This is a genomic window from Streptomyces luteogriseus (assembly GCF_014205055.1).
Lineage (GTDB): Bacteria > Actinomycetota > Actinomycetes > Streptomycetales > Streptomycetaceae > Streptomyces > Streptomyces luteogriseus.
In genome coordinates this window covers 3,747,610-3,773,209 of the sequence record NZ_JACHMS010000001.1, presented here as the reverse complement: position 1 = coordinate 3,773,209, position 25,600 = coordinate 3,747,610, and the positions used below count along the sequence as shown (strand labels likewise).

Annotated in this window: 27 protein-coding genes and 1 pseudogene; 19 read left to right on the top strand and 9 right to left on the bottom strand. The window is 70.7% G+C overall.

Annotated elements, in window-relative coordinates; translation table 11 throughout:
• Window positions 1–5: 5 nt before the first annotated feature.
• The 3 genes from BJ965_RS16375 to ccsB all read left to right on the top strand — a co-directional run bounded on the left by BJ965_RS16375 (window position 6) and on the right by ccsB (window position 3,779).
• Window positions 6–779: a cytochrome c biogenesis CcdA family protein gene (locus BJ965_RS16375; protein ID WP_097218870.1), complete on the top strand. Its 774-nt coding sequence runs from the start codon at window positions 6–8 to the stop codon at window positions 777–779.
• A 3-nt stretch (window positions 780–782) separates the two neighbouring features.
• A complete protein-coding gene (resB, locus tag BJ965_RS16370; protein WP_184909345.1) occupies window positions 783–2,510 on the top strand; it encodes a cytochrome c biogenesis protein ResB in 1,728 nt (575 codons plus the stop codon).
• Window positions 2,511–2,672: 162 nt separating this feature from the next.
• Window positions 2,673–3,779 (top strand): c-type cytochrome biogenesis protein CcsB, encoded by a 1,107-nt coding sequence (ccsB, locus tag BJ965_RS16365; RefSeq protein WP_184909343.1) that lies wholly within the window; start codon window positions 2,673–2,675, stop codon window positions 3,777–3,779.
• A gap of 15 nt (window positions 3,780–3,794) precedes the next feature.
• Here ccsB and BJ965_RS16360 read toward each other — a convergent pair whose 3' ends face one another.
• From BJ965_RS16360 to BJ965_RS16350, 3 genes are all read right to left on the bottom strand, one after another.
• Window positions 3,795–5,207 carry a condensation domain-containing protein gene (locus BJ965_RS16360; RefSeq protein ID WP_184909341.1) on the bottom strand — a complete coding sequence of 471 codons (1,413 nt, stop codon included), beginning with the start codon at window positions 5,205–5,207 and terminating at the stop codon, window positions 3,795–3,797.
• A 135-nt stretch (window positions 5,208–5,342) separates the two neighbouring features.
• Window positions 5,343–5,795, bottom strand: a complete 453-nt coding sequence (locus BJ965_RS16355) for a nucleoside deaminase (protein ID WP_184909339.1) — start codon at window positions 5,793–5,795, stop codon at window positions 5,343–5,345.
• Window positions 5,796–5,799: 4 nt separating this feature from the next.
• Window positions 5,800–6,549 (bottom strand): MerR family transcriptional regulator, encoded by a 750-nt coding sequence (locus BJ965_RS16350; RefSeq protein ID WP_184909333.1) that lies wholly within the window; start codon window positions 6,547–6,549, stop codon window positions 5,800–5,802.
• Between the two features lie 82 nt (window positions 6,550–6,631).
• Between BJ965_RS16350 and uvrA the strand changes: the two genes are divergently transcribed.
• Complete coding sequence (uvrA, locus tag BJ965_RS16345; RefSeq protein ID WP_184909331.1) at window positions 6,632–9,079, top strand: excinuclease ABC subunit UvrA; 2,448 nt, start codon at window positions 6,632–6,634, stop codon at window positions 9,077–9,079.
• 75 nt (window positions 9,080–9,154) lie between these two features.
• The gene (locus BJ965_RS16340; RefSeq protein WP_184909329.1) at window positions 9,155–9,550 is read left to right on the top strand and encodes a DUF6281 family protein; all 396 of its coding nucleotides are present in this window, start codon (window positions 9,155–9,157) and stop codon (window positions 9,548–9,550) included.
• A gap of 18 nt (window positions 9,551–9,568) precedes the next feature.
• Here BJ965_RS16340 and BJ965_RS40160 read toward each other — a convergent pair whose 3' ends face one another.
• Complete coding sequence (locus BJ965_RS40160) at window positions 9,569–10,174, bottom strand: DUF7848 domain-containing protein (protein WP_184909327.1); 606 nt, start codon at window positions 10,172–10,174, stop codon at window positions 9,569–9,571.
• Between the two features lie 104 nt (window positions 10,175–10,278).
• On the opposite strand from BJ965_RS40160, the gene BJ965_RS16330 reads away from it, so the two are divergent.
• Both BJ965_RS16330 and BJ965_RS39350 read left to right on the top strand, forming a co-directional pair.
• Window positions 10,279–11,226, top strand: a complete 948-nt coding sequence (locus BJ965_RS16330; protein ID WP_313666899.1) for a helix-turn-helix domain-containing protein — start codon at window positions 10,279–10,281, stop codon at window positions 11,224–11,226.
• A complete protein-coding gene (locus tag BJ965_RS39350; RefSeq protein ID WP_313667761.1) occupies window positions 11,174–11,284 on the top strand; it encodes a DUF397 domain-containing protein in 111 nt (36 codons plus the stop codon). The genes BJ965_RS16330 and BJ965_RS39350 overlap by 53 nt, the downstream gene beginning before the upstream one ends.
• A gap of 9 nt (window positions 11,285–11,293) precedes the next feature.
• Here BJ965_RS39350 and BJ965_RS16325 read toward each other — a convergent pair whose 3' ends face one another.
• Together BJ965_RS16325 and BJ965_RS16320 are read right to left on the bottom strand one after the other, a co-directional pair.
• Complete coding sequence (locus BJ965_RS16325) at window positions 11,294–11,809, bottom strand: DinB family protein (protein WP_184909325.1); 516 nt, start codon at window positions 11,807–11,809, stop codon at window positions 11,294–11,296.
• A gap of 63 nt (window positions 11,810–11,872) precedes the next feature.
• Window positions 11,873–12,208 (bottom strand): PLD nuclease N-terminal domain-containing protein, encoded by a 336-nt coding sequence (locus BJ965_RS16320; RefSeq protein WP_184909323.1) that lies wholly within the window; start codon window positions 12,206–12,208, stop codon window positions 11,873–11,875.
• A gap of 66 nt (window positions 12,209–12,274) precedes the next feature.
• On the opposite strand from BJ965_RS16320, the gene BJ965_RS16315 reads away from it, so the two are divergent.
• Together BJ965_RS16315 and mqnP are read left to right on the top strand one after the other, a co-directional pair.
• Window positions 12,275–13,726 carry a menaquinone biosynthesis decarboxylase gene (locus BJ965_RS16315; RefSeq protein ID WP_184909321.1) on the top strand — a complete coding sequence of 484 codons (1,452 nt, stop codon included), beginning with the start codon at window positions 12,275–12,277 and terminating at the stop codon, window positions 13,724–13,726.
• Window positions 13,723–14,625, top strand: coding sequence for a menaquinone biosynthesis prenyltransferase MqnP (gene mqnP, locus BJ965_RS16310; RefSeq protein WP_184909319.1), 903 nt, complete (start codon window positions 13,723–13,725; stop codon window positions 14,623–14,625). The genes BJ965_RS16315 and mqnP overlap by 4 nt, the downstream gene beginning before the upstream one ends.
• Here mqnP and BJ965_RS16305 read toward each other — a convergent pair whose 3' ends face one another.
• Window positions 14,626–15,234, bottom strand: coding sequence for a rhomboid family intramembrane serine protease (locus tag BJ965_RS16305; protein WP_184909316.1), 609 nt, complete (start codon window positions 15,232–15,234; stop codon window positions 14,626–14,628).
• Window positions 15,235–15,349: 115 nt separating this feature from the next.
• On the opposite strand from BJ965_RS16305, the gene BJ965_RS16300 reads away from it, so the two are divergent.
• The 9 genes and pseudogenes from BJ965_RS16300 (at window position 15,350) to BJ965_RS16265 (ending at window position 21,777) form a co-directional block, all read left to right on the top strand.
• Window positions 15,350–16,012, top strand: coding sequence for a UbiX family flavin prenyltransferase (locus tag BJ965_RS16300; protein WP_184909314.1), 663 nt, complete (start codon window positions 15,350–15,352; stop codon window positions 16,010–16,012).
• Window positions 16,013–16,069: 57 nt separating this feature from the next.
• Complete coding sequence (locus BJ965_RS16295; RefSeq protein WP_030840157.1) at window positions 16,070–16,525, top strand: Lrp/AsnC family transcriptional regulator; 456 nt, start codon at window positions 16,070–16,072, stop codon at window positions 16,523–16,525.
• A gap of 38 nt (window positions 16,526–16,563) precedes the next feature.
• A complete protein-coding gene (gene mqnE, locus BJ965_RS16290) occupies window positions 16,564–17,727 on the top strand; it encodes an aminofutalosine synthase MqnE (RefSeq protein ID WP_184909312.1) in 1,164 nt (387 codons plus the stop codon).
• 73 nt (window positions 17,728–17,800) lie between these two features.
• On the top strand, window positions 17,801–18,451 hold the full coding sequence (locus tag BJ965_RS16285; RefSeq protein ID WP_184909311.1) for a UdgX family uracil-DNA binding protein: 651 nt from the start codon (window positions 17,801–17,803) through the stop codon (window positions 18,449–18,451).
• 16 nt (window positions 18,452–18,467) lie between these two features.
• Window positions 18,468–18,992: a GNAT family N-acetyltransferase gene (locus BJ965_RS16280; RefSeq protein ID WP_184909309.1), complete on the top strand. Its 525-nt coding sequence runs from the start codon at window positions 18,468–18,470 to the stop codon at window positions 18,990–18,992.
• Window positions 18,993–19,094: 102 nt separating this feature from the next.
• Window positions 19,095–19,394, top strand: coding sequence for a DUF4229 domain-containing protein (locus tag BJ965_RS16275; protein ID WP_184909307.1), 300 nt, complete (start codon window positions 19,095–19,097; stop codon window positions 19,392–19,394).
• Window positions 19,395–19,576: 182 nt separating this feature from the next.
• Window positions 19,577–19,636: pseudogene (locus BJ965_RS40440) on the top strand (putative leader peptide); the annotation flags it as partial.
• Between the two features lie 66 nt (window positions 19,637–19,702).
• A complete protein-coding gene (locus BJ965_RS16270; protein ID WP_184909305.1) occupies window positions 19,703–21,016 on the top strand; it encodes a dicarboxylate/amino acid:cation symporter in 1,314 nt (437 codons plus the stop codon).
• Between the two features lie 95 nt (window positions 21,017–21,111).
• On the top strand, window positions 21,112–21,777 hold the full coding sequence (locus BJ965_RS16265) for a TetR/AcrR family transcriptional regulator (RefSeq protein WP_184909303.1): 666 nt from the start codon (window positions 21,112–21,114) through the stop codon (window positions 21,775–21,777).
• Window positions 21,778–21,812: 35 nt separating this feature from the next.
• Here BJ965_RS16265 and BJ965_RS16260 read toward each other — a convergent pair whose 3' ends face one another.
• Both BJ965_RS16260 and BJ965_RS16255 read right to left on the bottom strand, forming a co-directional pair.
• Complete coding sequence (locus BJ965_RS16260) at window positions 21,813–22,667, bottom strand: MaoC family dehydratase (RefSeq protein WP_184909301.1); 855 nt, start codon at window positions 22,665–22,667, stop codon at window positions 21,813–21,815.
• Window positions 22,667–24,013: a 3-oxoacyl-ACP reductase gene (locus BJ965_RS16255; protein WP_184909299.1), complete on the bottom strand. Its 1,347-nt coding sequence runs from the start codon at window positions 24,011–24,013 to the stop codon at window positions 22,667–22,669. The genes BJ965_RS16260 and BJ965_RS16255 overlap by 1 nt, the downstream gene beginning before the upstream one ends.
• Window positions 24,014–24,134: 121 nt before the next feature.
• On the opposite strand from BJ965_RS16255, the gene BJ965_RS16250 reads away from it, so the two are divergent.
• A complete protein-coding gene (locus BJ965_RS16250) occupies window positions 24,135–25,424 on the top strand; it encodes an acetyl-CoA C-acetyltransferase (protein WP_184909297.1) in 1,290 nt (429 codons plus the stop codon).
• The last annotated feature ends 176 nt before the right edge of the window (window positions 25,425–25,600 follow it).

The window sequence follows — 25,600 nt, the reverse complement described above, 5'->3', positions numbered from 1 at the left end:
GTGACGTGAGCGCAGTCACCACGCTCGCCGAGGTCGCGGACCCCAACGGCACGGTGCTCAACGGCGCCCTGCTCGTGGCTCTGCCGATCGCGCTGCTCGGCGGCCTCGTCTCCTTCTTCTCGCCCTGCGTCCTGCCGCTGGTGCCCGGTTACCTGTCCTACGTCACCGGAGTCAGCGGCACCGACCTGGCCGAGGCCCGGCGGGGACGGATGGTCGCCGGTGCCTCGCTGTTCGTCCTGGGCTTCACGGCGGTGTTCGTCTCCGGCGGGGCCCTCTTCGGATACTTCGGCCAGACGCTCCAGGAGGAGCGGGGCGTGCTGACCAAGGTGCTGGGCGTCCTGATGATCCTCATGGGCGTCTTCTTCATGGGATTGATGCCCTGGCTCACCCAGCGCGAGTTCCGTTTCCACAAGAAGCCGGCGACCGGCCTCGTGGGAGCCCCCGTGCTCGGCGCCCTCTTCGGTATCGGCTGGACGCCCTGCATCGGCCCGACGCTGTCCGCCGTGCAGACACTCGCCTGGCAGCAGGGAACCGCCGGTCGCGGGGCGATACTCACCTTCGCGTACTGTCTGGGCCTGGGCGTGCCCTTCGTGCTCGCCGCGGTCGCCTTCCGCAAGGCCCTCGGAGCCTTCGGCTGGATCAAGCGCCACTACGTCTGGGTGATGCGGGTCGGCGGCACCATGATGATCGTGACCGGTCTGCTGCTGCTGACCGGCGCGTGGGACCGCATCGTGCAGGAGATGCAGGTCTGGTCCGACGGCTTCACTGTGGGGATCTGATCGATGAGCAAGACCACCGCCTCCGACCCGGCCCCCTCCGCCGCCGAGGACCAGGAGCTGGGTGACGCCGGCTCCCAGCTGTCCACCGCCCCCAAGGAGGACGCGCCCAACCTGCCCGCCCTGGGCGTCATCGGCTGGGCCCGCTGGTTCTGGCGGCAGCTGACCTCCATGCGGGTCGCCCTGCTGCTGCTCCTGCTGCTCTCCCTCGGCGCGATCCCCGGCTCGCTCATCCCGCAGTCCGGCAGCGACGAGACGAAGGTCGCCGACTTCCGCAAGGCCCACCCGACCCTCGGGGACGTCTACGACAAGATCGGCATGTTCCACGTCTACAGCTCGGTGTGGTTCTCCGCGATCTACATCCTGCTGTTCGTCTCCCTCATCGGCTGCATCGTGCCCCGCACCTGGCAGTTCGTCGGCCAGCTGCGCGGCCTGCCGCCCGGCGCGCCCCGGCGGCTGAACCGGCTGCCCGCCCACACCACCTGGCGCACCACGGCCGAACCCGAGCAGGTCCACCAGGCCGCTCTCGCCCTGCTGAAGAAGCGCCGCTTCCGCACCCACCTCACCGGGGACGCTGTCGCCGCCGAGAAGGGCTACCTGCGCGAGACGGGCAACCTCGTCTTCCACATCGCCCTCATCGTGATGCTGATCGCCTTCGCCTGGGGCCAGCTGTACAAGTCCGAGGGCAACAAACTGGTCGTCGAGGGCAACGGCTTCTCCAACACCCTCACCCAGTACGACGACTTCAAGTCCGGCAACCTCTTCACGTCGGATGACCTGGTGCCGTTCAGCTTCAACCTGAAGAAGTTCACCGGCACCTACGAGCGCACCGGCCCCAACAAGGGCACCCCGCGCGTCTACAAGGCCGACCTCACCTACAGCGTGGGCGCCTACGGCAAGGACGAGAACGACACCGTCGAGGTGAACCACCCGCTGGAGATCGGCGACTCCAAGGTCTACCTCGTCAGCCACGGCTACGCCCCCGTCGTCACCGTCCGCGACGCCAAGGGCAAGGTCGTCTTCGACGACGCCGTACCGCTGCTGCCGCTGGACGCCAACGTCACCTCCTCCGGTGTCGTCAGGGTCCTCGACGGCTACCGCAACGCCAAGGGCGAGAAGGAGCAGCTCGGCTTCAACGCGTTCTTCGTGCCGACCTTCGGCGGCCACGCCAGCGGCACGATGCTGTCGCAGTTCCCCGCGCTGGACAATCCGCTGCTCGCGCTGTCCGCCTACCACGGCGACCTCGGGGCCGACTCGGGCATCCCGCAGAGCGTGTACCAGATGGACCGCACCAACATGAAGGAGTTCAAGGACTCGAAGGGCAAGCTGTTCAAGAAGCTGCTGAAGCCCGGCGAGACCATGAAGCTCCCGAACGGCGCCGGTTCGGTCACCTTCGGCAAGGACATCAAGGAGTGGGCCGGCTTCCAGGTCGTCCAGCAGCCCGGCAGCGGCTGGGCCCTCGCCGGTGCCCTCGCCGCGATCGGCGGCCTCGCCGCCTCCCTGTTCATCCAGCGCCGCCGCGTCTGGGTGCGCGCGGTCAAGGGCGCCGACGGCGTCACCGTCGTCGAGATGGCAGGCCTCGGCCGCAGCGAGTCCGCCAAGGTCCCCGAGGAACTGGGGCACCTCGCCGGCGACCTCTACGAGCAGGCACCAGGGCTCTCCGAGGAGACGGTGGCGGAGCCGGACAAGGTGTCCGACTCCGGCGCCGCGTCTGCCGAAGGGGCTGAGAATTGAATCCTCTCCCGCGCGGAACAAGGGAGATTCCTGGCTCTCGCCGCCCGGCGGACCAGCGGCCCTCCGGGTCTTCCACGATCAACGCCAGCCGGGTTGAAACCAGCCCGGTGACACGACCGCAAGCTTCTCTCAGACCGCACCGCCCGACCGCAGGTCGCCGGGATGTTCACCCGAAGGAGTGCTGAGGTGTCCCTCGCCGCCGCCACCAACGAAAACCTCGCGCAGATCAGCAACGTGCTGATCTACTCCGCGATGGCCGTCTACACCCTGGCCTTCTTCGCCTACATCGCCGAATGGCTCCTCGGCAGCCGCAGCAAGGTCGCCCGGACCGCCGCCGCGCTCACCACCGAGGCGGACGCCAAGAAGGCGGCCCCGGCCGTCACCGTGAACCAGGCCGGCGGCACCGCCGTGCTGGAGCGGCCGAAGGTCACCGTGCGGGCCGCGGCCGGTCAGCGCGACGTGCCGGACGGCCCCGGGGCGCACGGCGGGGACGAGCAGGGCGACCTGTACGGCCGGATCGCCATCTCCCTCACGGTGCTCGCCTTCCTGATCGAGTTCGGCGGTGTCCTCACCCGCGCCCTGTCGGTGGAGCGCGCACCGTGGGGCAACATGTACGAGTTCAACATCACCTTCTCCACGGTCGCGGTCGGCGTGTACCTCGGGCTGCTGGCGCTGAAGAAGAACGTGCGCTGGCTCGGCCTGTTCCTGATCACCACGGTCCTGCTCGACCTGGGCCTGGCGGTCACGGTCCTCTACACCGCCAGCGACCAGCTGGTCCCTGCTCTCCACTCGTACTGGCTGTACATCCACGTCTCGACGGCGATCTTCTGCGGCGCGGTCTTCTACGTGGGCGCGATGGCCACGATCCTGTACCTGTTCAAGGACTCCTACGAGAGCAAGCTGGCGAGCGGCGGCACGCCCGGCACCTTCGCGACGTCCGTGCTGGAGCGGCTGCCCTCCTCCGCCTCCCTCGACAAGTTCTCCTACCGCGTCAACGCGGCCGTCTTCCCGCTGTGGACGTTCACGATCATCGCGGGCGCCATCTGGGCCGGCGACGCCTGGGGCCGCTACTGGGGCTGGGACCCCAAGGAGACCTGGTCGTTCATCACCTGGGTCGCCTACGCCTGCTACCTGCACGCCCGCGCCACCGCCGGCTGGAAGGGCCGCAAGGCCGCCTACCTGGCCCTCATCGCCTTCGGCTGCTGGCTGTTCAACTACTACGGCGTGAACATCTTCGTCTCCGGCAAGCACTCCTACGCGGGCGTGTAGCTCCCGCCGGGGAACTCACCGCCGGGCGGCGGGGGCGTGGTCCGCGACCGACACGATGATGTCGCGCAGCCGGTCGGCGTACAGCCGCAGGTTCTTGTGCGCGACGTCGGTGTCGGGGTAGCGGGCCGCGAACCACAGGCCCTCGTGGAGCCGGGTGACCCAGGCGCAGACCTGGTCGCCGTAGGACACCCGGATCAGGCCGTAGGCGTTGCGCTCGGTCCAGGTCGTGGACTCGGGGATGCCGCGGGCGTCGGCGAACGACACGATGGAGTACATGTCGGGGGACGTCGGCCGGAAGTCGGCGCCGAGCAGCCGCAGCACCCGGGCCAGCGGCATCCGGGCCAGCGGCCGGGTGGCGTGCAGCGCGGCGCGTACGGTCTTCAGCGCGGCGGGGAAGTCGGGCGCCTCGGCGATGGGCACCTCGATCGGGGCGCCGCCGACGTACCAGCCCACCGAGTCCGAGTAGGCGGACTTGGCCCGGGTGTGGAAGGGCACCACCGTCCGGTAGACGGGCTCGCCGCCGATCTCGTGGACGATCAGGGCGGTCGCCGCCAGCAGCCCGACCAGGGAGCCCCCGAAGGGGCGGCAGTACGCCTCGAACGCGGCGGCGGCGTCCGCGTCCACCAGCATCTCGCGCATGAGCTTCTGCGTCGGCAGACCGCCCCCGGGGTCAAGCCCGAGGTCGACGGGGAAGCTCGGCAGCCGCCCGTCGCAGCGCCGGATGAACTCCCGCCAGCGGGCGACGATCTCGTGGTCCGCGTCGATCCGGTCGGCGTCCGCCCGCTCGGCCTCGCAGAAGTCGACGTAGCTGGAGACGGGCGGCTGCTCCGGGGCGCTGCCGGAGAGGTGAGCGGCGTACAGCTCCTGGATCTCCGCGGGGATGCGGTAGAGGGAGTACGCGTCGACGTTGCTGTGGTCGAAGGCCATGTACACGCTGGTGCTGTCGTCCCGGACGACGGCCGTGTAGATGATGTTCGGCCAGCGCAGGGCGTCGGCGGTGGTGTCGAAGCGGTCCTGGAGGTGCTGGGCCAGGGCCGCCGGGTCGGTGAACTCCCCGGCGTCCTCGCGGTGCAGGGACACGGCCTCCGCGTCGAGTGTGAAGCGGCGCAGGGAGTCACCGGGCCCGCCCGCCCAGCGGAAGCCGCTGCGCAGGGTCTCGTGCCGCAGCGTCCAGGCGCGCAGTGCCTCCCCGAGGGCGTCCAGGTCGGCCCGGCCGGGGAGGTCGAAGGCGGCGCCGATCCAGGTCGGCACGAACAGCCCGTCCTCGCGCACCGACCGCGCCGTCCGCAGATGCGACTCCTGGATGTAGGCGGGGGGCCTGGAGTCCTCGGGCAGGGCCTTCGCCGTCGCGACGGTCGCCGGACTGAGCGTCCATTCGACGAGTCGTCCAGGCCGGACCTCGCAGCGCTGGATGTCGGTCATTCGCACGGGGCGTCTCCGTTCGCAGATGGGACAGACCCGATCAAGGGAAAGCCGAGCCCGCCACCGGCCACACCGCGTGTCGCCGTATTTCAGGGGAACGGATGGCATCTCGAACGGCGATACGGGGCCCGCCCGGTGTGCTCAGTTGACGCCGATGTCCTCGTTCCAGAGCGCGGGGTGTGCGGCGATGAAGTCACGCATCAGCCCGGCGCACTCGGCGTCGTCCAACAGCACGATCTCCACCCCGTGTTCGGCCAGCCAGTCATGGCCGCCGCGGAAGGTGACCGCCTCGCCGATCACCACCCGCGAGATGCCGAACTGCCGCACCAGGCCGGAGCAGTACCAGCACGGCGACAGGGTCGTCACCATCGTCGTGCCCCGGTAGGTGCGTTGCCGCCCGGCCGCGCGGAAGGCCGCCGTCTCCGCGTGCAGGGACGGATCGCCGTCCTGGACGCGGCGGTTGTGGCCGCGGCCCAGCAGGGTGCCGTCGGCGCCGTACAGCGCGGCACCGATCGGGATGCCGCCCTCGGCGAGCCCGGAACGGGCCTCCTCGACGGCGGTCGTGAGCCATGTGCGTGCCCGTGCCTGGTCCATGACCTCATCCATGACCCTGGTCCGCCCTTTCGTAACCCGGCCCGGTCTTCGCCGCGTCGAGGTAGGCGTGCAGGGCCCCCGCGCCCTCGATCATGACCCTGGTACGGGCCGTCAGCGCCTCGCCGCGCGCTGCCACCGCCGCCCGCAGCGCCGCACTGCTGCCCTCCCGCCGCAGTCCCTCCAGCACCGGCCTGATCTGGTCGAACAGGTAGTGGCTGCGGCGCAGGGTGTGCACGAGCCGGGCGTCGCGCACATCGGCCGGCTCGTAGACCCGGTACCCCGTCGCGCGCTCACGGCCCGGCGTGAGCAGCCCGGCCCCCTCCCACACCCGCAGCGCCGACGTCCGTACGCCCAGCAGTACCGCCACCTCGCCGATGCGCAGCCCGCCCGAACGCGGCAGCGGGGCGGGCGGCTCGGCCGCGAGCAGTTCCAGGGCCTCGCTCGCCGCCCGCAGCGACACCCGCTCCTCGTGCAGGGCGGCATGGGCGGCGTCGAGCAGCGCGAGCGCGCGGGGGACGTCCCCCTCGTGCACGGTCCGCATGATCGCCGTCGCCGTCACCGGCCCGTATCCCCGCATCAGCGTCCGGTACGCCAGCAGCGCTCCGCGGTGCGTCTCCCCGAAGACGCGGTAGCCGGACGCGGTCCGCGCGGCGGGCGGCAGCACACCGGCGTCCTCGTAGTTGCGGATCTGCTGCGTCGAGACACCGGCCGCCCGGGCCAGGTCGACGGGGCGGAGGCGTCGGTCGTTCGTCATCGATTTGAAGGTTACGGCAGGAAGCAGGCCGCATAAGCCCTCTCAAGTCTCAACACCGCACTTCAATGGAAGACTTGAAGGAATGGACGACTTCATCCGCGTCACCGGTGCCCGCCTCCACAACCTCAGGAACGTCTCCCTCTCCCTGCCGAAGAACAAGCTGGTCGTGCTGACCGGCCTGTCCGGTTCCGGCAAGTCCACCCTCGCCTTCGACACCCTTCACCGGGAGGGCCAGCGGCAGTACCTGGAGTCGCTGGGCATGGTCACCGGCTTCGTCAGCAAGCCCGCCGTCGACTCGATCACCGGCCTGTCCCCGTCCATCAGCGTCGACCAGCACCTCACCAACCGCAGCCCCCGTTCCACGGTCGGCACGGTCACCGAGGTCTTCACCTACCTGCGGCTGCTGTGGTCGCACATCGGGATCCGGCCCTGCCCCGGCTGCGGCAAGGACATCCCGCCGTCCTACGCCGACGACACCGAGGCCGACGAGGACGCCGAACCCGGGCAGCGGCCCTGCCCGCACTGCGGCACCCCCGTGCCCGAACTGGTCATGGGCTCCTTCTCCTTCAACAAGCCCGCCGGAGCCTGCCCGGCCTGCACCGGCCTGGGCGAGGTGATCCGGCCCGACGTACGGCGCCTGGTCGACGACGACAAGTCCGTCGCGCAGGGGGCGGTCAGGGGCTGGAACGCCAAATTCACCGACTGGAGCCTCCCCGTGCTGCGGGCCGCCGCCGGCCACTACGGCTTCACCTTCGACATGGACGCGCCGCTCGGCCAACTGGACGACAGGCAGCGGGACCTGCTGCTCCACGGCGTCGAAAGTCCCGAGTTCCGGCGGCACTTCCCCGACACGGATCCTCCGGCGACCGTGGCGGCGGGCCGCTTCGAAGGGGTCGCGACGGCCCTGCTGCGCCGCTACAACGACCGCGCCGACGACCCCGAGTACCGCGAACGGGCCGAGCGGCAGGGCCTGGTGAAGCAGCCCTGCGGGGAGTGCGGCGGGGCCCGGCTGGGCGCTGCCGCCCGGGCGGTCACGGTGCACGGCCTCACCGTCGTCGAGGCCGCCCGGCTTCCGCTGACCGGCCTGGCCGGCTGGCTGGGCGGCCTGCGCGAGCGGTCGGGCGGGGCCGAGTGGCCGCTCGTGGAGCCGGTCGTCGCCGACCTGGAGGAGCGGGTCGGCCGCCTGCTGGACGTCGGCGTCGGCTACCTCACCCTCGGCCAGGCCACCCCCAGCCTCTCCGCGGGCGAGACCCAGCGGCTGCGCCTGGCCGCCCTGCTCGGCTCGGGCCTGACCGGCGTCCTCTACGTCCTGGACGAGCCGACCATCGGCCTGCACCCCTCGGACACCGCCCGCCTGATCGGCGTCCTGCGCCGGTTGCGCGACCTGGGCAACACGGTGCTGGTCATCGAGCACGACCTGGACGTCCTGAAGGCCGCGGACCATGTGGTGGACGTCGGGCCGGGGGCGGGCCGGGACGGCGGGCGGATCGTCGCCGAGGGCACGCCGGAGGAGGTCGCCCGGACCGAGGGCTCGGTGACCGGCGCGTATCTGTCCGGTGCGCTGTCCGCGCTGCCGTCCCGGGGACGCGGTGACAGCGGGACGGCCGTCGTGATCCGCGGGGCCCGGGCCCACAACCTGAGGGACCTGACGGTACGGATCCCGCTGCGCCGCCTGGTGACCGTCACGGGACCGTCCGGCTCGGGCAAGTCGACGCTGGTGCTGGACACCCTCGGCCGGGCCGCCCGGCGCCACTTCAACGGGGCGGGGGAACAGCCCGCCGAGCACGACGGCATCGACGGCTGGGAGCATCTGTCGAAGGCGGTCCTCATCGACCAGCAGCCGGTCAGCCGCGTCCCGCGTTCCAACGCGGCGACGTACTCGGACGTCTTCACCCCGATCCGGGAGGTCTTCGCGGCGCGCAGTCAGGGCCGCCTGACCGCCGGCCACTTCTCCTTCAACGTGCCCGGCGGGCGCTGCGAACGCTGCGAGGGCGCGGGCGTCCTCACCGTCCATATGCACTTCCTGCCGGCGGTGGAGGTGCGCTGCCCGACGTGCAAGGGCCGCCGCTTCCGGCCGGAGGTGCTGTCGGTCCGCCACGAGGGCCATGACATCGCCGAGGTGCTCCAGGCGACGGTGGACGAGGCGCTGACGGTGTTCGGGGACGTCCCGCAGGTCGCCACCCGGCTCCGACGCATGGCCGACGTCGGCCTCGGCTACCTCCCCCTCGGCCAGCCCGCCACCACGCTCTCCGGCGGCGAGGCCCAGCGCCTGAAGCTCGCCAGGGAACTGGGACGGCGGACGACCGGACGGGCCCTGTACCTGCTCGACGAACCGACGACCGGCCTGCACTCCGCGGACACCGCCCGCCTGCTCGGCGTCCTCCAGCGCCTCGTCGACGCCGGGCACTCGGTCGTCACCGTCGAGCACAACCTCGACGTCGTCCGGGCCTCTGACTGGCTAATCGACCTGGGCCCGGCGGGCGGTGAGGGCGGGGGTCGGCTGGTGGCGCAGGGGGCGCCCGGGAACTGAACCGATCCTGACCCCCGGACGTCTTCGTTGCGTATCCACCGCACCGGAGCCCTGGCTCCCGAAGGAGGCCCACCGATGAAGGCGTCACTTCTCCTGGCGGCGGCCCTGGCCTCGTTGTCCGTGGGCTGCACGCCGGCGTCGTCACCGGACGACGACACCGGCGGCGCGCGGCCGGCGCCGTCCTGCGCGTACGTCGTCGAGTACGGCGGCCGCACCTACCTGGGCAGGGAGGAGAGCGACGTCCCCGTGGGGAAGTCGCTCGGCGCCGCCACCCGCCCGGCGTGCGACGACACTCCGGGCGACGGCGACGCGGGGGAGGGCCCGGCCCTGATGACGGCGTTCGCCGTGCGGGGGGTGGACCCGGCCGTCGCCGTCGCGGTGGCCGAGGACCCCGGCGCGTACCGTCTCGTCGTCGCCGACTCCGTCAAGGAACTCCCGCCGGAGCTGAGGAAGGTGACCGAACGCTCCTGACGGGCACCGGCCGGGGCGTCAGCCCTGCCGCTCCAGCACCGCGTAGTCGGCGAAGCTGCGGCGGTAGCGCAGGTGCCTCGTCTCCTGGGTGTGCCTGCGCTGCCACTCCTCCACCTCGCCGGGCGCCTGGCACGGGCCCGAACCCGCCCCGCAGTCCTCCTCCTCGCCCGAGACGCAGTACGCCTCGTACTCGGGCTGGGCCGACGCGTCCTGAACGATCGTGTACGGCACGTACCGGAAGATCCTGCGGCCGGCCGGTTCCCCACCGTGCTCTGCCCGTTGGTGCTGGCGCAGCAACACGTTCGCGTCCGTCACCGCACTGCCGTCGAACGCGGCCCGCGCCCTGTCCCGCCGGAGCGCCAGCTCCTCACAGGCCGCGCACCCGGGCACCGGGGAGGGAGGCCGGGTCGGGTCGGCCGACAAGCCCTCCCTGGAACGGTCGTTGAGCGCGCGTACGCCCGCGCTGAGCCGCTCGTCCAGGGTGGCCTCCCGGATCCTCGCCGGATCGGCCTGCCATTCCCGGCCACCGCCGACCGGGCGCAGCATCACGTACGGGCCGGTCCTGTCCTGGTACTCGCCGACCTTGCGCGTGTGCGGGTCGTAGACGAGCGTTCCCGGTTCCATTTCGCGTACCTCCGTCACTCTGGGTGTATAGAGCGTTGCGCACGGGAACAGTCCGGTTCAATGCTTGGCGTGTGACACCGGTGCACTGTCACGGAGGGGGAGCCGTGAGCCGACGGTACGGCGGCGCGAGTACGGCGGCGGTCTTCGGGGAGGTCCTGCGGCACTTCCGTGAGGCCGCGCTGCTCACGCAGGAGGGTCTGGCCAGACAGATCCCGTGCGACCGCTCGCACGTGGCACGGGTCGAGGGTGGTACGAGGGTTCCGCAGGACACGTTCGCCAAGACCTGTGACGAACTGCTGGGTACGGGTGGGGTGTTGACGCGGTTATGGGATCGCATCGACTGGTACCAGCAGGTGGAGCATCCTGATTGGTTCCAGCGCAGGGCGCAGATGGACGCGCAGGCGGTCAAGTTGTACGAGTATCAGGAAATGGTGATGCCGGGCTTGCTGCAGACCGCGGGCTACGCACGGGCGTTGCTTTCCCAGAGGGCTAGCGGCGAACTGCTCGAAGAGCGGGTCCGGGCACGTCTGAGTCGACAGCAGCGCTTCCTCTCAGGGAGCGGGCCGATGTACGTCGCCGTGTTGGACGAGAGCTGTTTGCGTCCAGTGGGCGATTCCGCCGTGATGCATGATCAGTACGCGCACCTGCTGAGCCTCGGGCGGCGTCCCAACATCCGTATTCAGGTGGCCCCGGCTGACCGATCAGACCTCGTCCGCCCCAGCAGCTCGATGTCGTTGATCACGTTGCCGAACGGCGAACAGTGGGTCTACTCGGAATCCCTGAGTCACGGCTACTTCAGCAACGATCCCGGAGCCTGGGCTGAACAAAGCCAGACCTATGATGTGCTCAGGGCTGACGCTCCGTCTGCCCCACAATCTGCCGCCTTGATCAGGGAGGCGATGGAAGGGTATGGGCGGGACCATGAACAGTCGCGACCACGGCGCAATCTCCTGGATCAAAAGCAGCTACAGCGGCAACGACGCTGGCAACTGCATAGAAATAGCCCCCGATTTCCCCGAAACCGTCCCCGTCCGCGACAGCAAGAACCCTGACGGACCGGTCCTGGTCGTCAGCCGGTCCGCCTGGGCGGCGTTCACCGCCGCCCTCTGAGCGAGGGTCTCAGACGCCGGTCCGCCCGTCGACGAGTTCACGCACGACGTCGAGGTGGCCGTTGTGGCGGGACGTCTCCTCGATCAGGTGGAGGATCACCCAGCGGAGATCGACATGGCGGCCGTCGCCGATGGGGCGCTTGGCCGTTGCGTTCAGGTCGTGCTCGGACACCAGGCGGCGGGAACGGGCGTTCTGCTCCTGGTACTCGGCGAGAAGCCGGGGCAACGGGATGTCGACCGCGGTCCGCATCTCGGGGTCGGGATCATCGTCGGTCGCCTCCGTGAGCGGCCCGGCGGCCTCCTCGCCCAGGAACATCACCTGGAACCAGTAGTACTCGACCCAGCGCAGATGGCTGATCAGCCCGCACAACGTCATCAGCGGCGAATTCGGGAGCGGCGCCTTGCGGGCGTCTTCGGCTGACACGCCCTCGCACTTGGCCAGCGCGGTGTCACGGGCATAGTCCAGAAAGGTGACCAGCTGCGTACGCTCGTCCCACGCGGAAGGTGTATCGGTTCGTTGAGTCATCGCGAGGAGCTTCGCGCAGCTCCGAGCGGATGTCGACTCAATAGATCGGCAGCCGCACAGGCATTACTCCTCGCGCCTGCGCTCGTCGGGATCCGGGTCCGGATCCGGGTCCGCGTCTTTGTCCTTGTCGAGCGACTTCAGGAAGTCGGGATTGTCGTCGGGAGCCACCCACTGCCGGGAGCGGCCGCCGCGGGCCCCGGACCAGCCGTCGGCGGCGGGGCTGCGCTTCTTACCGGCGATCAGCCAGGAGATCGACCCGACGAGCGGAAACAGCAGCACGAGGATCGCCCACAGCGGCTTGGGCATGTGGCGGATCTCGTCGTCCTTCGTGCTGATGCAGTCGATGAAGGCGTACACGCTGAGCGCCAGCGGCACGAGGAACATCAGTACCCGGAGCATGCGGCCTCTCAGCGAAAGCGGTGGGTGGTTCCAGGCCAGGGTAGCGGCTCGGGGATACTGGACCCCATGGCTTACGACGATCTTCGCTCCCTGCTCAGGGCGCTGGAGCGCGAGGGCGACCTCAAGCGCATCAAGGCCGAGGTGGACCCGTATCTGGAGGTCGGGGAGATCGTCGACCGGGTGCAGAAGTCCGGCGGCCCCGCCCTGCTCTTCGAGAACGTGCGCGGTTCGAGCATGCCGCTGGCGATGAACGTGTTCGGCACGGACCGCCGGCTGCTGAAGGCCCTGGGCCTGAAGTCGTACGCGGAGATCTCCGAGCGGATCGGCGGGCTGCTGAAGCCCGAGCTGCCGCACGGCTTCGTCGGCGTGCGCGAGGCCTTCGGCAAGCTCGGCGCGATGACGCACGTGCCGCCGAAGAAGGTGAAGGACGGCCCCGTGCAGGAGGTCGTCCTGACCGGGGACGACGTCGACCTGGACCAGCTCCCGGCCCTCTTCACCTGGCCGAAGGACGGCGGGTCGTTCTTCAACCTGGGGCTGACCCACACCAAGGACCCGGAGAGCGGCGTCCGCAACCTCGGGCTGTACCGCCTCCAGCGCCACGACAAGCGCACCATCGGCATGCACTGGCAGATCCACAAGGACAGCCGGAACCACTACCAGGTGGCGGCCAGGCGCGGGGAGCGGCTGCCCGTCGCCATCGCCTTCGGGTGCCCGCCCGCCGTCACGTACGCCTCCACCGCGCCGCTGCCCGGGGACATCGACGAGTACCTGTTCGCCGGGTTCCTCGCGGGCAAGCGGATCGAGATGGTCGACTGCAAGACCGTGCCGCTCCAGGTGCCGGCGCAGGCCGAGGTCGTGATCGAGGGCTGGCTGGAGCCGGGCGAGATGCTGCCCGAGGGGCCGTTCGGCGACCACACCGGCTTCTACACGCCGCAGGAGCCCTTCCCCGCGCTGACGATCGACTGCGTGACGATGCGGAAGCGGCCGCTGCTCCAGTCGATCGTCGTGGGCCGCCCGCCGACGGAGGACGGGCCGCTGGGCCGGGCGACGGAACGCTTCTTCCTGCCGCTGCTGAAGATCATCGTGCCGGACATCGTGGACTACCACCTGCCGGAGGCGGGCGGCTTCCACAACTGCGCGATCGTCTCGATCGACAAGAAGTACCCCAAGCACGCGCAGAAGGTCATGCACGCGATCTGGGGCGCCCACATGATGTCGCTGACCAAACTGATCGTGGTCGTCGACTCCGACTGTGACGTGCACGATCTGCACGAGGTCGCCTGGCGGGCGCTGGGCAACACGGACTACGCCCGTGACCTGTCGATCGTCGAGGGCCCCGTCGACCACCTCGACCACGCCTCCTACCAGCAGTTCTGGGGCGGCAAGGCCGGTATCGACGCGACGAAGAAGTGGCCCGAGGAGGGCTACACCCGCGACGGCGGCTGGCCCGACATGGTCGAGTCCGATCCCGAGACGGCGGCGAAGGTCGACCGCCGCTGGAAGGAGTACGGGCTGTGAGTTCCGCTTCCGCCGCGATCCCGCAGCCGGGACGCACCAAGGCCTTCCTCCGGCTGGTGATGATCGAGCACTCGGTCTTCGCGCTGCCCTTCGCCTACATCGCCGCGCTCACCGCGATGTTCCAGTGGGACAAGAACATCCACTGGGGCCGGCTGCTGCTGGTCACCGTCTGCATGGTGGGCCTGCGCACCTTCGCGATGGCCGTCAACCGGATCATCGACCGGGAGATCGACGCCCGTAACCCGCGCACGGCGCAGCGCGAACTGGTGACGGGCGCGATGTCGGTGAAGCACGCCTGGACGGGTGCGCTGATCGCCCTGGCCGTGTTCCTCGGCGCGGCGGCCCTGCTGAACCCGCTGTGCCTGGCACTGGCCCCCATCGCGGTGATCCCGATGGTGGTCTACCCCTACGGCAAGCGGTTCACGAACTTCCCGCAGGCCATCCTCGGTCTCGCCCAGGCGATGGGCCCGGTCGGCGGCTGGCTGGCGATCTCGGGGGAGTGGTCCTGGGACGCGGTGATCCTCGGCCTCGCCGTGGGCATCTGGATCGGAGGCTTCGACCTGATCTACGCCTGTCAGGACGTGGAGACCGACCGCGAGATCGGCGTCATGTCCGTCCCGGCGCGCTTCGGCATCCCGTCGGCGATCTGGGGCGCGCGGGTCTGCCACGCCCTGACGACGGTCCTGTTCATCTGGTACGCCCTGGCCACCGGCGCCGGCGCCTTCTTCTGGCTGGGCCTGCTGATCGTCGCCGCCGCGTTCCTCTACGAGCACTCGATCGTCCGCCCCCACGACCTGTCCCGCGTGAACCGCGCCTTCTTCAGCGTCAACGGCTTCATCGGGATCGCGCTGTTCGTGTGCGCGCTGCTCGATCTGCTGGTGCGGGGTCTGACCGTCTGATCACGGAGCGCCGAGCGCGCGGCTCGGCTCCGGGCGGCGGCGGAACAGGAACGCCGCCGCCACGCCCGCGAGCAGGCCCAGCAGATGGCCCTGCCAGCTGACGCCCGCCTGGGTCGGGGCCAGGCCCGCCAGGATCGAGCCGCCCCAGACCGCGGCGACCAGGACGCCCGCCAGGACGCCCAGGGGGCGGCGCTCGACGAAACCGGTGACCAGGAGGAAGCCGAACAGGCCGAAGATCACGCCGGAGGCGCCCGCGGTGTTGGTGTGGGCCGGGGCGATGAGCCAGACGCCCAGGCCGTCCACGACGATGATCAGCGCGCAGACGAGCAGGAACCGGCGCACCCCCGCGAGCGCGGCGAGGAATCCGAGGACCAGCAGCGGCACGGTGTTCGCCGCCAGATGGGCGAAGCCGAAGTGGATGAAGGACGAGGGGACGACATCGACCAGCTCGGAGGGGTCGCGCGGGGTGACACCGAAGCCGTCCAGCGCATGGCCCGTGGCCACGTCCACCACTTCCAGCAGCCACAGCAGCGCCACCCAGGCCAGCATCAGCTTGCCCGCGGCCAGCGCACGGTCGCCCTGCGACCACCTGGCTTGCGGATCCGACATGGCGACCCCCAGTGCTCGCTCGTCCCCTCCGTGCAACGGCCCGCACCCCTTGGCCGGTTCCCACCCTGCGACGCCGGATAGGCTCGGTGTTGTGAACCCAGTCAAGCCAGGCGAGATGCCGCGTACGCCTTGGATCGTAGGGGTGTCCGGGGCCTCCGGCACCCCGTATGCCGCTGCCGTGCTGCGGGCTCTTCTCGACGCCGGTGAGAGCGTCGATCTCGTGGTGTCCCGGGCCTCCCGGCTCACCCTGCTGGACGAGACCGGGATCTCCTTCAGGGACGCCCACTGGCAGGCCGACCTGCGGGAATGGCTGTCCCGGGGCGCCGACGGCAAGCCGGACACCTTCGCCGTGGACATCGACGCCGTACGGCACTGGAGCGCCGGGGACCTGGCCGCCGGGCCCTCCTCGGGGTCGTACCCCACCAAGGGCATGCTCATCGTGCCCGCCTCGACGGCGAGCGTGGCGGGGGTCGCGCTCGGGCTGTCGAAGGACCTGCTGCAACGGGCGGCGAGCGTGACCCTCAAAGAGGACCGCAAGCTGATCGTGGCCGTGCGCGAGACCCCGCTGAACGGCCAGACCCTGCGGCACCTGGTCACCCTCGACGACGCGGGCGCGACGGTCGTGCCCGCCTCACCCGCCTTCTACGCGGGCGCGACGCACATCCAGGACCTGGTGGACTTCGTCGCCGGACGCGTCCTCGACGCGGCGGGCGTACCGCACCGGCTCTACCGCCGTTGGCAAGGTGAACTCGGCGGCGGTGCACACCGCGACGGCTGAGCAGCACCCGAACCCCATCGGACTCAACTACAACTTCAGCGGAAGGCTTCGATCGCAATGGACGCGGTGGACAGGCAGCTCATCCAGGCCCTGAGGGAGAACGGCCGGGCCTCCTACGCGGAGCTGGGACGCCTCGTCGGACTGTCGGGACCCAGTGTCACCGACCGTATCAACCGGCTGGAGGCGGCCGGAGTCATCACCGGCTACCGGGCCACCGTCGACGCCGCCTCGCTCGGCCTCGGCGTCACCGCCCTGGTCGGCATCTCGCTCTCCGACGCCACCGACCACGAGGACGTGGCGCAGCGGCTGAAGGACCTCTCGGAGATCGAGGACTGCTGGTTCATCGCCGGCGAGGACTCGTACATGCTCAAGGTGCGCGCCGCAGACGTGGACGGCCTGGAGAAGATGATCCGGCGGCTCAGCGGCACGAAGGGGGTCTCCCGGACGCGTACGACGATCGTGCTCTCCACGAAGTGGGAGAACCGGGTCGGGGAACTGCCCGAAGAGGAGTAGCCGTACGGTAAGGGACGTCGTCGTAGAAAGGTGTGGGCATGGATCTCGGGCTCAAGCGCGAGCTGGAGGAGAAGGTCAGGACGGGCGTCCGCCTGACCCGTGAGGACGGCATCGCGCTGTACGAGTCGGACGACCTGGCCTGGCTCGGCGGACTGGCGCACGAGGTGCGGACGCGCAAGAACGGCGACGTCGTGCACTTCAACGTCAACCGGCACCTCAACATGACGAACGTGTGCACGGCCTCCTGCGCGTACTGCTCCTTCCAGCGCAAGCCGGGGGAGAAGGACGCGTACACGATGCGCATCGAGGAGGCCGTCAAGCTCGCGAAGGCGATGGAGTCGGAGAACCTCACCGAGCTGCACATCGTCAACGGGCTGCACCCGAACCTGCCGTGGCGGTACTACCCGCGGTCCCTGCGGGAGCTGAAGGCCGCGCTGCCGGACGTCTCGCTGAAGGCGTTCACGGCCACGGAGATCCACCACTTCGAGACGATCTCGGGGATGAGCGCGTCGGAGATCCTCGACGAGCTCATCGACGCCGGTCTCGAGTCCCTCACCGGTGGTGGCGCCGAGATCTTCGACTGGGAGGTCCGGCAGCACATCGTGGACCACCGGACCCACTGGGAGGACTGGTCCCGGATCCACCGGCTCGCGCACGAGAAGGGTCTGAAGACCCCGGCCACCATGCTCTACGGCCACATCGAGGAGCCGCGGCACCGGGTGGACCACGTGCTGCGGCTGCGTGAGCTGCAGGACGAGACCGGCGGCTTCCAGGTCTTCATCCCGCTGCGGTACCAGCACGACTTCGTCGACATGAAGGACGGCAAGGTCCGCAACCGCCTCCAGGCGCGGACGCAGATGGCGACGGGGGCGGAGGCGCTGAAGACCTTCGCGGTGTCGCGACTGCTGTTCGACAACGTGCCGCATGTGAAGGTGTTCTGGGTCATGCACGGGGTGCAGACGGCGCAGCTCGCGTTGCAGCACGGTGCGGATGACATGGACGGGTCGGTCGTCGAGTACAAGATCACCCACGACGCGGACAACTACGGGACGCCGAACAAGCTGACGCGTGAGGATCTGCTCGACCTCATTCGTGATGCCGGGTTCCGGCCCGTGGAGCGGAACACCCGGTACGAGATCCTTCGGGAGTATCCGGGTCCTGACCCGGAGCGGCGTGAGTCGCCGCAGCCCATGAGGGTTTGATCGCCTTCGGGTGCGGGTGCGTGGGGGCTGGTCGCGCAGTTCCCCGCGCCCCTGGGTGGGGTACCCGGAGGGCATGATCAGAGCCGGGGCGTCCGAGGACGCCTATACCGCTGAACCCTTCGTTCCTGAGCGCGGTGGGCTTGCCGCTCTGCGGCGGGCCGCCGGCGAGTGTCGGGGGTGTCCCTTGCACCGGGACGCCACGCAGACCGTGTTCGGGGCCGGGGGCGCGGACGCCCGGGTCATGCTCGTGGGGGAGCAGCCCGGGGATCAGGAGGACCGGCAGGGGAAGCCGTTCGTCGGGCCCGCCGGGAAGCTGCTGGACCGGGCCCTGGCGGAGGCCGGGATCGATCCGTCCGAGGCCTATGTCACCAACGCCGTGAAGCACTTCAAGTTCACGCAGGCCGAGCCACGGAAGCGGCGGATCCACAAGGCGCCGACCCTGCGGGAGATGACCGCGTGCGGGCCCTGGCTGGCCGCGGAGCTCGCCGTCGTGGAGCCGGAACTGATCGTCGTGCTGGGGGCCACCGCCGGGAAGGCGCTGCTCGGGTCCTCGTTCCGGGTCACGCAGGTGCGCGGGACGGTGCTGGAGGAGGAGATCCACGGGCGGCCCGAGCGGCTGGTGCCGACCGTGCATCCGTCGTCCGTGCTGCGGTCCGACGACCGGGAGGCCGCGTACCGGGGGCTGGTGTCGGACCTGAAAGTGGCGGCGGACACGCTGTCGTAATAGCTAGAATCCACGCATGCCCCTTACCTTCACGCTCGACCCCGCCGTCACCCCCGAGCTGCGAGACGGCCTGCTCGATCTGTGGACGGATGTCTCCAACGCCGGCGGAGCCGTCGGGTACGTGCCGCCGGTGACGCGCGAGGAGATCCGCCCCGCGCTGGTGCAGCACTTCGCGTCGATGGCCGAGGGGCGGGTCAAGCTGCTCGTCGGGCACGACGAGGAGGGGCGGGTCGCGGCGACCGCGTTCCTGACCTACAACACGCACCATCTGATGACGCACTGGCTGTGGCTGTACACGGTGATGGTGCACCCGCGGCACCAGGGGAAGGGCTACGGCCGGGACCTGCTCGGTGCCGCCGCCGACGCGGTCCGGCGCATGGACGGCATCGAGGCGATCCGGCTGACCTGCCGGGGCGGACTCGGCCTTGAACGGTTCTACGAGTCCTGCGGCTACAAGGAGGTCGGGCGCATCCCCGGGGCGATCCGGGTGGCACCGGGGGACGACCGCGACGACGTCATCATGCTGCTGTCCCTGGCCTGACCCCGGCCCGACCCCCCTGCAAGATCGGCCGCTCGGCGTGCTTCACTGGACGGTGCCCCTTTGGGTGCGTTCCGACCGTTCGAACCGGAAGAGTGGATTGAGATGCTCCGCTACACGCTGATGCGCCTCGGAGTCTTCGTGGGCTGCCTCGTGGTCGTCTGGGGCGCCGTCTACTCAGGCATCGCCCCGCGCGGTCTCGGCAACAGCAACGGACTGTGGGTCGTGCTGCTCGCCCTGCTGATCTCCGCGCCGATCAGCTTCGTCGTGCTGCGCAAGGAGCGGGACCGGGCGTCGGTCCAGGTCGCGCAGCGCGTCGACCGGATGAAGGCCAACCTGGACGCCAACCGCAGCCAGGAGGACGTCGCCGACGACAGCGCCCGGGCCCAGGGGCAGAGCTCGTAAGGTCCGCTCACACGTTCGCAGCGCCCCGTTTCCGCACATGCTCGAAAACGGGGCGCTTTGCGTTGTATGGGTGTGTGTGCGTCGTCACCTGTCAAAGCCAGGCTTTGGGGTCCTCAAAGTTCAGGTGTTAAGGTCGTTGTATGAAGTCAGCAGTCGCGCCCCACTCGCCTCTGAGCGCTCCGCTCGTGGCGCGGCTGCACGTGGATCTCTGTCGGTGCGCGTCCGCTTTCTGTCGTCCCTGACGTCACGCAACCCCCCGTCGTCTCCCACGTCAGTTCCCCCCTCGCGTCCCCCAACGGAGTCAGTCCGTGTCCTCACACACGAAGTCCTTCAAGGTGCCCTTCTGGGTCCAGATACTCGCCGGTCTCGTCCTGGGTGTGCTGCTCGGCTGGCTCGCCCGCAACCAGGACGTGTCCTGGCTGGTCACGACCCTGGAGAAGGTCGGCGACACCTTCATCGGGCTGCTGAAGCTCGCCGTCGCCCCCCTCGTCTTCTTCGCGATCCTGGTCTCGATCACCAACCTGCGGAAGGTCAACAACGCGGCCCGCCTGGCCTCGCGCACCCTCCTCTGGTTCATGATCACGTCGCTGATCGCGGTCAGCATCGGCCTGGTCATCGGCCTGCTGACCAACCCCGGCGCCGGCACCGGCCTCACGCCCAAGGACGGCGCGAAGCCCGAGAGCACCGGCTCCTGGATCGACTTCCTGACCGGCATCATCCCGAGCGACGTCATCACGCCGTTCACCGAGCTGAACGTGCTGCAGATCGTCTTCATGGCCGCCGTCGCCGGTATCGCCGCGCTCCAGCTCGGTGAGAAGGCCCAGCCGATCCTCACCCTCAGCGAGTCCGTCCTCAGCCTGCTCCAGAAGGCGCTGTGGTGGGTCATCCGGCTCGCCCCGATCGGCACGATCGGCCTCATCGGCTACGCCATCGCCACCTACGGCTGGGACCTGATCGGCAAGTACGCGACGTTCACCGCCGACATCTACATCGGCTGCCTCATCGTGCTGTTCGGCGTCTACCCGACGCTGCTCGCGACCGTCGCCAAGGTCAACCCCATCCAGTTCTTCAAGGGCGCCTGGCCCGCGATCCAGCTGGCCTTCGTCTCCCGCTCCTCGGTCGGCACCATGCCGCTGACGCAGAAGGTCACCGAGCGGCTCGGCGTGCCGAAGGAGTACGCCTCCTTCGCGGTGCCGTTCGGCGCGACGACCAAGATGGACGGCTGCGCCGCGATCTACCCGGCCATCGCCGCGATCTTCGTCGCCCAGATCTTCGACATCCAACTGGGCGTCGGCGACTACCTGCTGATCGCGTTCGTCTCGGTGGTGGGCTCCGCCGCCACGGCCGGCCTGACCGGCGCGACGGTCATGCTGACCCTGACCCTCTCCACCCTCGGCCTGCCGATGGAGGGCGTGGGCCTGCTCCTCGCGATCGACCCGATCCTGGACATGATCCGCACCGCGACCAACGTCGCCGGGCAGGCGCTGATCCCGGTCCTGGTCTCCGCCCGGGAGAACCTGCTCGACCGTGACGCGTACGCCACGGCCGACGGCTCCTCCCTGGACGACCCCTTCGACGCGGAGCCCCGCGACAAGACCGAGCCGGTCCCCGCGGCCGCCTGACGGACGGTCGGTCCCGGTCACAGACGGGCCCCCTCGGCGGTCCTTCCCCGGTTTCCCGGACGAAGGCCGCCCAGGGGGCCCGTACGCTAAGCGGTATGGGTGCCGTGAAGACGAAGCGGATGCCGCGTGCGGTCCGTGAGCAGCAGATGCTGGACGCCGCCGTGCAGATCTTCGGCCAACGGGGCTACATGGCCGCGTCGATGGACGAGATAGCCGAACTCGCCGGCGTGTCCAAGCCGTTGGTGTACCTGTACCTCAACTCGAAGGAAGACCTCTTCACCGCCTGCATCCGCCGGGAGGCGGGGGCCCTCGTCGAGGCGGTACGGGCCGGGGTCCGCCGTGACCTGCCCGCCGACCGGCAACTGTGGGAGGGCCTCGGCGCCTTCTTCACGCACACCGGGGAGAACCCGGACGCCTGGTCGGTCCTGCACCTCCAGGCCCGTACGCACGGCGAGCCGTTCGCCGCCGAGGTCACCGCGATGCGCGAGGAGATCGTCGCCTTCGTGACGCAGCTGATCCTCGCCGGCGCCCGCGAGGCCCACCGCGACCCGGACCTGCCCGAGCGCGAGGTCGCCGGGCTCGCCGAGGCCCTGGTCGGCGCCGCCGAGTCGCTCGCCGCCTGGGCCAACGTCACCCCGGGCGTCAGCGCCCGCCAGGCCGCGGCCACGCTGATGAACTTCGCCTGGGCCGGGCTCGGCGACCTCATGGCGGGGCGCCCCTGGGCACCCCCGGAGGAGCAGGCGGGCCCTCACACCGGGTAGCCGTCACACGGGGTGGACGTCACACGGGGTGGACGTCACACGGGGTGGATGTCTCCCGTCACATGGATCCGGTCCTCCCCGCCGCGCAGCTCGAACCGGCCGTCCCGCTCGGCGTACGTCACCGTCCCGGGGAGCAGCACCGGCGCCCGGAACTCCGCGCGCAGATGGCAGGAGTCCGGGACGCCGTGCGCGGCGAGGCAGCGGGCCACGGTCCACATGCCGTGGGCGATGGCCCGGGGGAAGCCGAACAGCCGGGCCGTGAGCGGGTGCAGGTGGATCGGGTTGCGGTCCCCGGAGGCGGCCCCGTAGCGACGTCCGACGTCCCCGGCGAGCCGCCACCGCGCGGCCTCGGGCAGCGGCTTGCGCGCCTCCGCCTCCCGGGGAGCCGCCGCCGGCTCCCGCGTGCGGTGCCGGGCCAGGTAGGTGCTCCGGGACTCCCACACGACGTCCCCGCCGCCGCGCACCTCGGTGACGACCGTGGCCTTCGTGCCGCGCCGGTGAGGGGCCAGTCCCTCGACGTGCACGGAGAGTTCGTAGGTGCCGCTCGCCGGCATCCGCGCGTGCCGGGTGACGGTGATCGACGTGTGGACGAGGCCGAGCAGCGGCAGCGGGAAGCCCCGGCCGCTCATCAGCCGCATGGCCAGGGGGAATCCGAGCACGTGCGGATACGTCACCGGCAGCGCGTCCTCCCCGGTCGGGAACCCGCAGACCCGCTCGTACGCCGCGAGCCGGGCGAGGTCGACGCGCAGGCCGGGCAGGACGAGCCGGGTGCGGGGGAACTCCGCGTCGGAGCCGGGGCGTTTGAAGGGGGACAGCAGGGCGCCGCGGGCGAGGAGCGGCGCGAGGGATGGGGGCTCCGTGAGGACGAGAGCGGCGGCGGGGTCGGCCATCACGCCCCCAGCAGACTCTGGCCGCAGACGCGGACGACCTGGCCGTTGACCGCGCCCGAGGCCGGGTGCGCCAGCCAGGCGGTGGTCTCGGCGACGTCGGCCGGGAGGCCGCCCTGCGCGAGGGAGTTCATGCGCCGGCCCGCCTCCCGGATGAACAGCGGGACGGCGGCCGTCATCTTCGTCTCGATGAAGCCGGGCGCGACCGCGTTGACCGTCACGCCGTGCTCGTCGAGTGCGCGTGGCGCGAGGGAGCGGACCAGGCCGACGACGCCCGCCTTGCTCGCCCCGTAGTTGGTCTGGCCGGCGTTCCCGGCGAGCCCCGCGATCGAGGCGGTGGCGACGATCCGGCCGCCGCGCTTCAGCGCGCCGTCCTTCAGCAGGGCGTCCGTGGTGCGCAGCACGGACGCCAGGTTCACTTCCAGCACGGAGATCCAGCGCTCGGCGGGCATGTTCACCAGACGCCGGTCGCGGGTGATGCCCGCGTTGTGGATCAGCAGGTCCAGGCCGTCGGGCAGCGCCTCGGCGATCCGGGCGCCCGCGTCGGCGAACGTCATGTCGAGCAGCAGCGCGGTGCCGCCGAGCCGCTCGGCGACCCGCCGGGCGTCCTGCTCGGCCTGCGGCACGTCGAGGACGACGACCCTGGCACCGTCCCGCGCGAGGGTCTCGGCGACCGCCTCACCGATGCCCCGGGCGGCGCCGGTCACGAGGGCGGTGCGGCCGGACAGGGGGCGGTCCTGGTCGGCGTCGGTCGGCTCCCGGTCGGCAGCGGATGCCTCCCGGGCGGCGCCGACCTCGATCACCTGCCCGCTGACGTACGCCGACTTCGGCGACAGCAGGAAACGCAGGGTGGACTCCGCGGCGGCGGCGTCCGTGAGCCGGACGAGATTCACCGTCCTGCCCCGGCCGATCTCCTTGCCGAGGGAGCGCGTGAAGCCCTCCAGGGCCTGCTGGGCCGCGGCCTGGTGGTGGTCGGCGGGGTCGAGCGGCGCGCCGAGCACCACGACGCGCCCGCTGGAGGCGACCGACCGTACGACCGGATGCAGGGCGGCGTGCACCGCGGCCAGGGCCTCGACGTCCCGCACCCCGGTCGCGTCCAGGACGACGGCGGCCGGAGCGTCGGCGGCCCGCTCGGTTCGGCCTGAGCCGGCCGGGCCGATCCCGGTGCGGGCCAGGACCGGAGCCAGGTCGAGGGCGGACCGGCCGGCGGTGAGGTGCAGCAGGCCGCCGTCGAGGGCGGGCCGCTCGGCGGACCAGCGGGTCAGCGCCGCGGGCTGCGGCAGCCCCAGCCGGCGGGTGAGGAAGCGGCCGGGCGCGGTGCCGGTCAAGCGCAGATAGCGGTCGGCCATGGACGACTCCCAGTTCCCGAGGACGGCTCACCGAAGCCCCACTCCTGCTTACTCTGGAGTAAGGTTACCGGAGGTAAGGCTACGTCACGGACGAGGAGCAGGTCGAGATGAGCTGGTCGAAATGAGTCCCCAGCAGCTGTCGCCGTCGGTGCGGCGCGTGGCGATCGTCGGCGGAGCGCGCATCCCCTTCGCCCGCTCCGACGGCCCTTACGCCACCGCCTCCAACCAGCAGATGCTCACCGCCGCCCTGGACGGCCTCGTCGAGCGATACCGGCTCCAGGAGCCGGGCGCGGTCGGCGAGTTCGTCGCCGGTGCCGTCCTCAAGCACAGCCGCGACTTCAACCTCGCCCGCGAGACCCTCCTCGGCTCGAAACTCCACCCGCGCACCCCCGCCTACGACATCCAGCAGGCCTGCGGCACCGGCCTCCAGGCCGTCATCGCCGCCGCCAACAAGATCGCCCTCGGCCAGACCGAATCGGCCGTCGCGGGCGGCGCCGACACCGCCAGCGACGCGCCCCTCGGCGTCAACGACTCCCTGCGCCGCATCCTCCTCGAAGCCCGCCGCGCGAAATCACCGGGTGCCCGCCTCAAGGCCCTGGCGAGGATGCGACCGGGCCACCTCGTCCCCGACATCCCGCGCAATGCCGAGCCGCGCACCGGCCTGTCCATGGGCGAACACGCCGCCGTCACCGCCCGTGCCTGGGGCATCCCCCGCGAGGCGCAGGACGAACTCGCCGCCACCAGTCACCAGCGGCTGGCTGCGGCGTACGAACGCGGCTTCTTCCAGGACCTGGTGGTCCCCTTCCGCGGCCTGGCCCGCGACCAGAACCTGCGCCCCGGCTCGACGGTGGAGAAACTCGCCTCCCTGAAGCCGGTGTTCGGGCTCGGCCACCCCGAACCGACCATGACGGCCGGGAACTCCACCCCGCTGACGGACGGCGCCGCGACCGTCCTGCTGGCGAGCGAGGAGTGGGCCCGCGAACGCGACCTGGAGCCGCTGGCGTACCTCACCGCGTACGAGACGGCGGCCGTCGACTTCGTGGGCGGCGATGTGGCCGGCGGCGAGGACGGACTGCTCATGGCACCCGCCTACGCCGTCCCGCGCATGCTGGAGCGCGCCGGGCTGGGCCTGGACGACTTCGATCTCGTCGAGATCCACGAGGCGTTCGCCTCCCAGGTGCTGGCGACGCTCGCCGCCTGGGAGAAGCAGGGCCTCGGCACCGTGGACCGCGCCCGGCTGAACGTCGCCGGCTCGTCCCTCGCCACCGGCCACCCCTTCGCCGCCACCGGCGCCCGCATCATCGCCACCCTGGCCAAGCTCCTCACCGAACGGGACGCCCCCGCCCGAGGCCTGATCTCCGTCTGCGCGGCGGGAGGACAGGGGGTGACGGCCGTCCTGGAGCGGGCCTGAGAGTGAGGGCCGTGCGGAACCTGAAGCACCCTCACTTAACCCCCGAGATTGCACAGGCCTGGCTCCGGACCATCCCCGAACCCGCACAAACCCGCCACGTGAGCGCCGTACGATCCCGTTCCTACCGTCAGTAACCCCTTTCTGGGGGTACGGCCGGTTGAGCGCCTCGGCGTGCG

What these genes read in the sequence shown, in the direction of transcription:
- resB (WP_184909345.1), top strand. Translation starts at nt 783, where the DNA reads ATGAGCAAGACCACCGCCTCCGACCCGGCCCCCTCCGCCGCCGAGGAC.
- ccsB (WP_184909343.1), top strand. Translation starts at nt 2,673, where the DNA reads ATGTTCACCCGAAGGAGTGCTGAGGTGTCCCTCGCCGCCGCCACCAAC.
- BJ965_RS16355 (WP_184909339.1), bottom strand. Translation starts at nt 5,795, where the DNA reads ATGGACCAGGCACGGGCACGCACATGGCTCACGACCGCCGTCGAGGAG.
- BJ965_RS16350 (WP_184909333.1), bottom strand. Translation starts at nt 6,549, where the DNA reads ATGACGAACGACCGACGCCTCCGCCCCGTCGACCTGGCCCGGGCGGCC.
- uvrA (WP_184909331.1), top strand. Translation starts at nt 6,632, where the DNA reads ATGGACGACTTCATCCGCGTCACCGGTGCCCGCCTCCACAACCTCAGG.
- BJ965_RS16340 (WP_184909329.1), top strand. Translation starts at nt 9,155, where the DNA reads ATGAAGGCGTCACTTCTCCTGGCGGCGGCCCTGGCCTCGTTGTCCGTG.
- BJ965_RS40160 (WP_184909327.1), bottom strand. Translation starts at nt 10,174, where the DNA reads ATGGAACCGGGAACGCTCGTCTACGACCCGCACACGCGCAAGGTCGGC.
- BJ965_RS16325 (WP_184909325.1), bottom strand. Translation starts at nt 11,809, where the DNA reads ATGACTCAACGAACCGATACACCTTCCGCGTGGGACGAGCGTACGCAG.
- BJ965_RS16320 (WP_184909323.1), bottom strand. Translation starts at nt 12,208, where the DNA reads ATGCTCCGGGTACTGATGTTCCTCGTGCCGCTGGCGCTCAGCGTGTAC.
- BJ965_RS16315 (WP_184909321.1), top strand. Translation starts at nt 12,275, where the DNA reads ATGGCTTACGACGATCTTCGCTCCCTGCTCAGGGCGCTGGAGCGCGAG.
- BJ965_RS16305 (WP_184909316.1), bottom strand. Translation starts at nt 15,234, where the DNA reads ATGTCGGATCCGCAAGCCAGGTGGTCGCAGGGCGACCGTGCGCTGGCC.
- BJ965_RS16300 (WP_184909314.1), top strand. Translation starts at nt 15,350, where the DNA reads ATGCCGCGTACGCCTTGGATCGTAGGGGTGTCCGGGGCCTCCGGCACC.
- BJ965_RS16295 (WP_030840157.1), top strand. Translation starts at nt 16,070, where the DNA reads ATGGACGCGGTGGACAGGCAGCTCATCCAGGCCCTGAGGGAGAACGGC.
- mqnE (WP_184909312.1), top strand. Translation starts at nt 16,564, where the DNA reads ATGGATCTCGGGCTCAAGCGCGAGCTGGAGGAGAAGGTCAGGACGGGC.
- BJ965_RS16285 (WP_184909311.1), top strand. Translation starts at nt 17,801, where the DNA reads ATGATCAGAGCCGGGGCGTCCGAGGACGCCTATACCGCTGAACCCTTC.
- BJ965_RS16280 (WP_184909309.1), top strand. Translation starts at nt 18,468, where the DNA reads ATGCCCCTTACCTTCACGCTCGACCCCGCCGTCACCCCCGAGCTGCGA.
- BJ965_RS16275 (WP_184909307.1), top strand. Translation starts at nt 19,095, where the DNA reads ATGCTCCGCTACACGCTGATGCGCCTCGGAGTCTTCGTGGGCTGCCTC.
- BJ965_RS16265 (WP_184909303.1), top strand. Translation starts at nt 21,112, where the DNA reads ATGGGTGCCGTGAAGACGAAGCGGATGCCGCGTGCGGTCCGTGAGCAG.
- BJ965_RS16260 (WP_184909301.1), bottom strand. Translation starts at nt 22,667, where the DNA reads ATGGCCGACCCCGCCGCCGCTCTCGTCCTCACGGAGCCCCCATCCCTC.
- BJ965_RS16255 (WP_184909299.1), bottom strand. Translation starts at nt 24,013, where the DNA reads ATGGCCGACCGCTATCTGCGCTTGACCGGCACCGCGCCCGGCCGCTTC.
- BJ965_RS16250 (WP_184909297.1), top strand. Translation starts at nt 24,135, where the DNA reads ATGAGTCCCCAGCAGCTGTCGCCGTCGGTGCGGCGCGTGGCGATCGTC.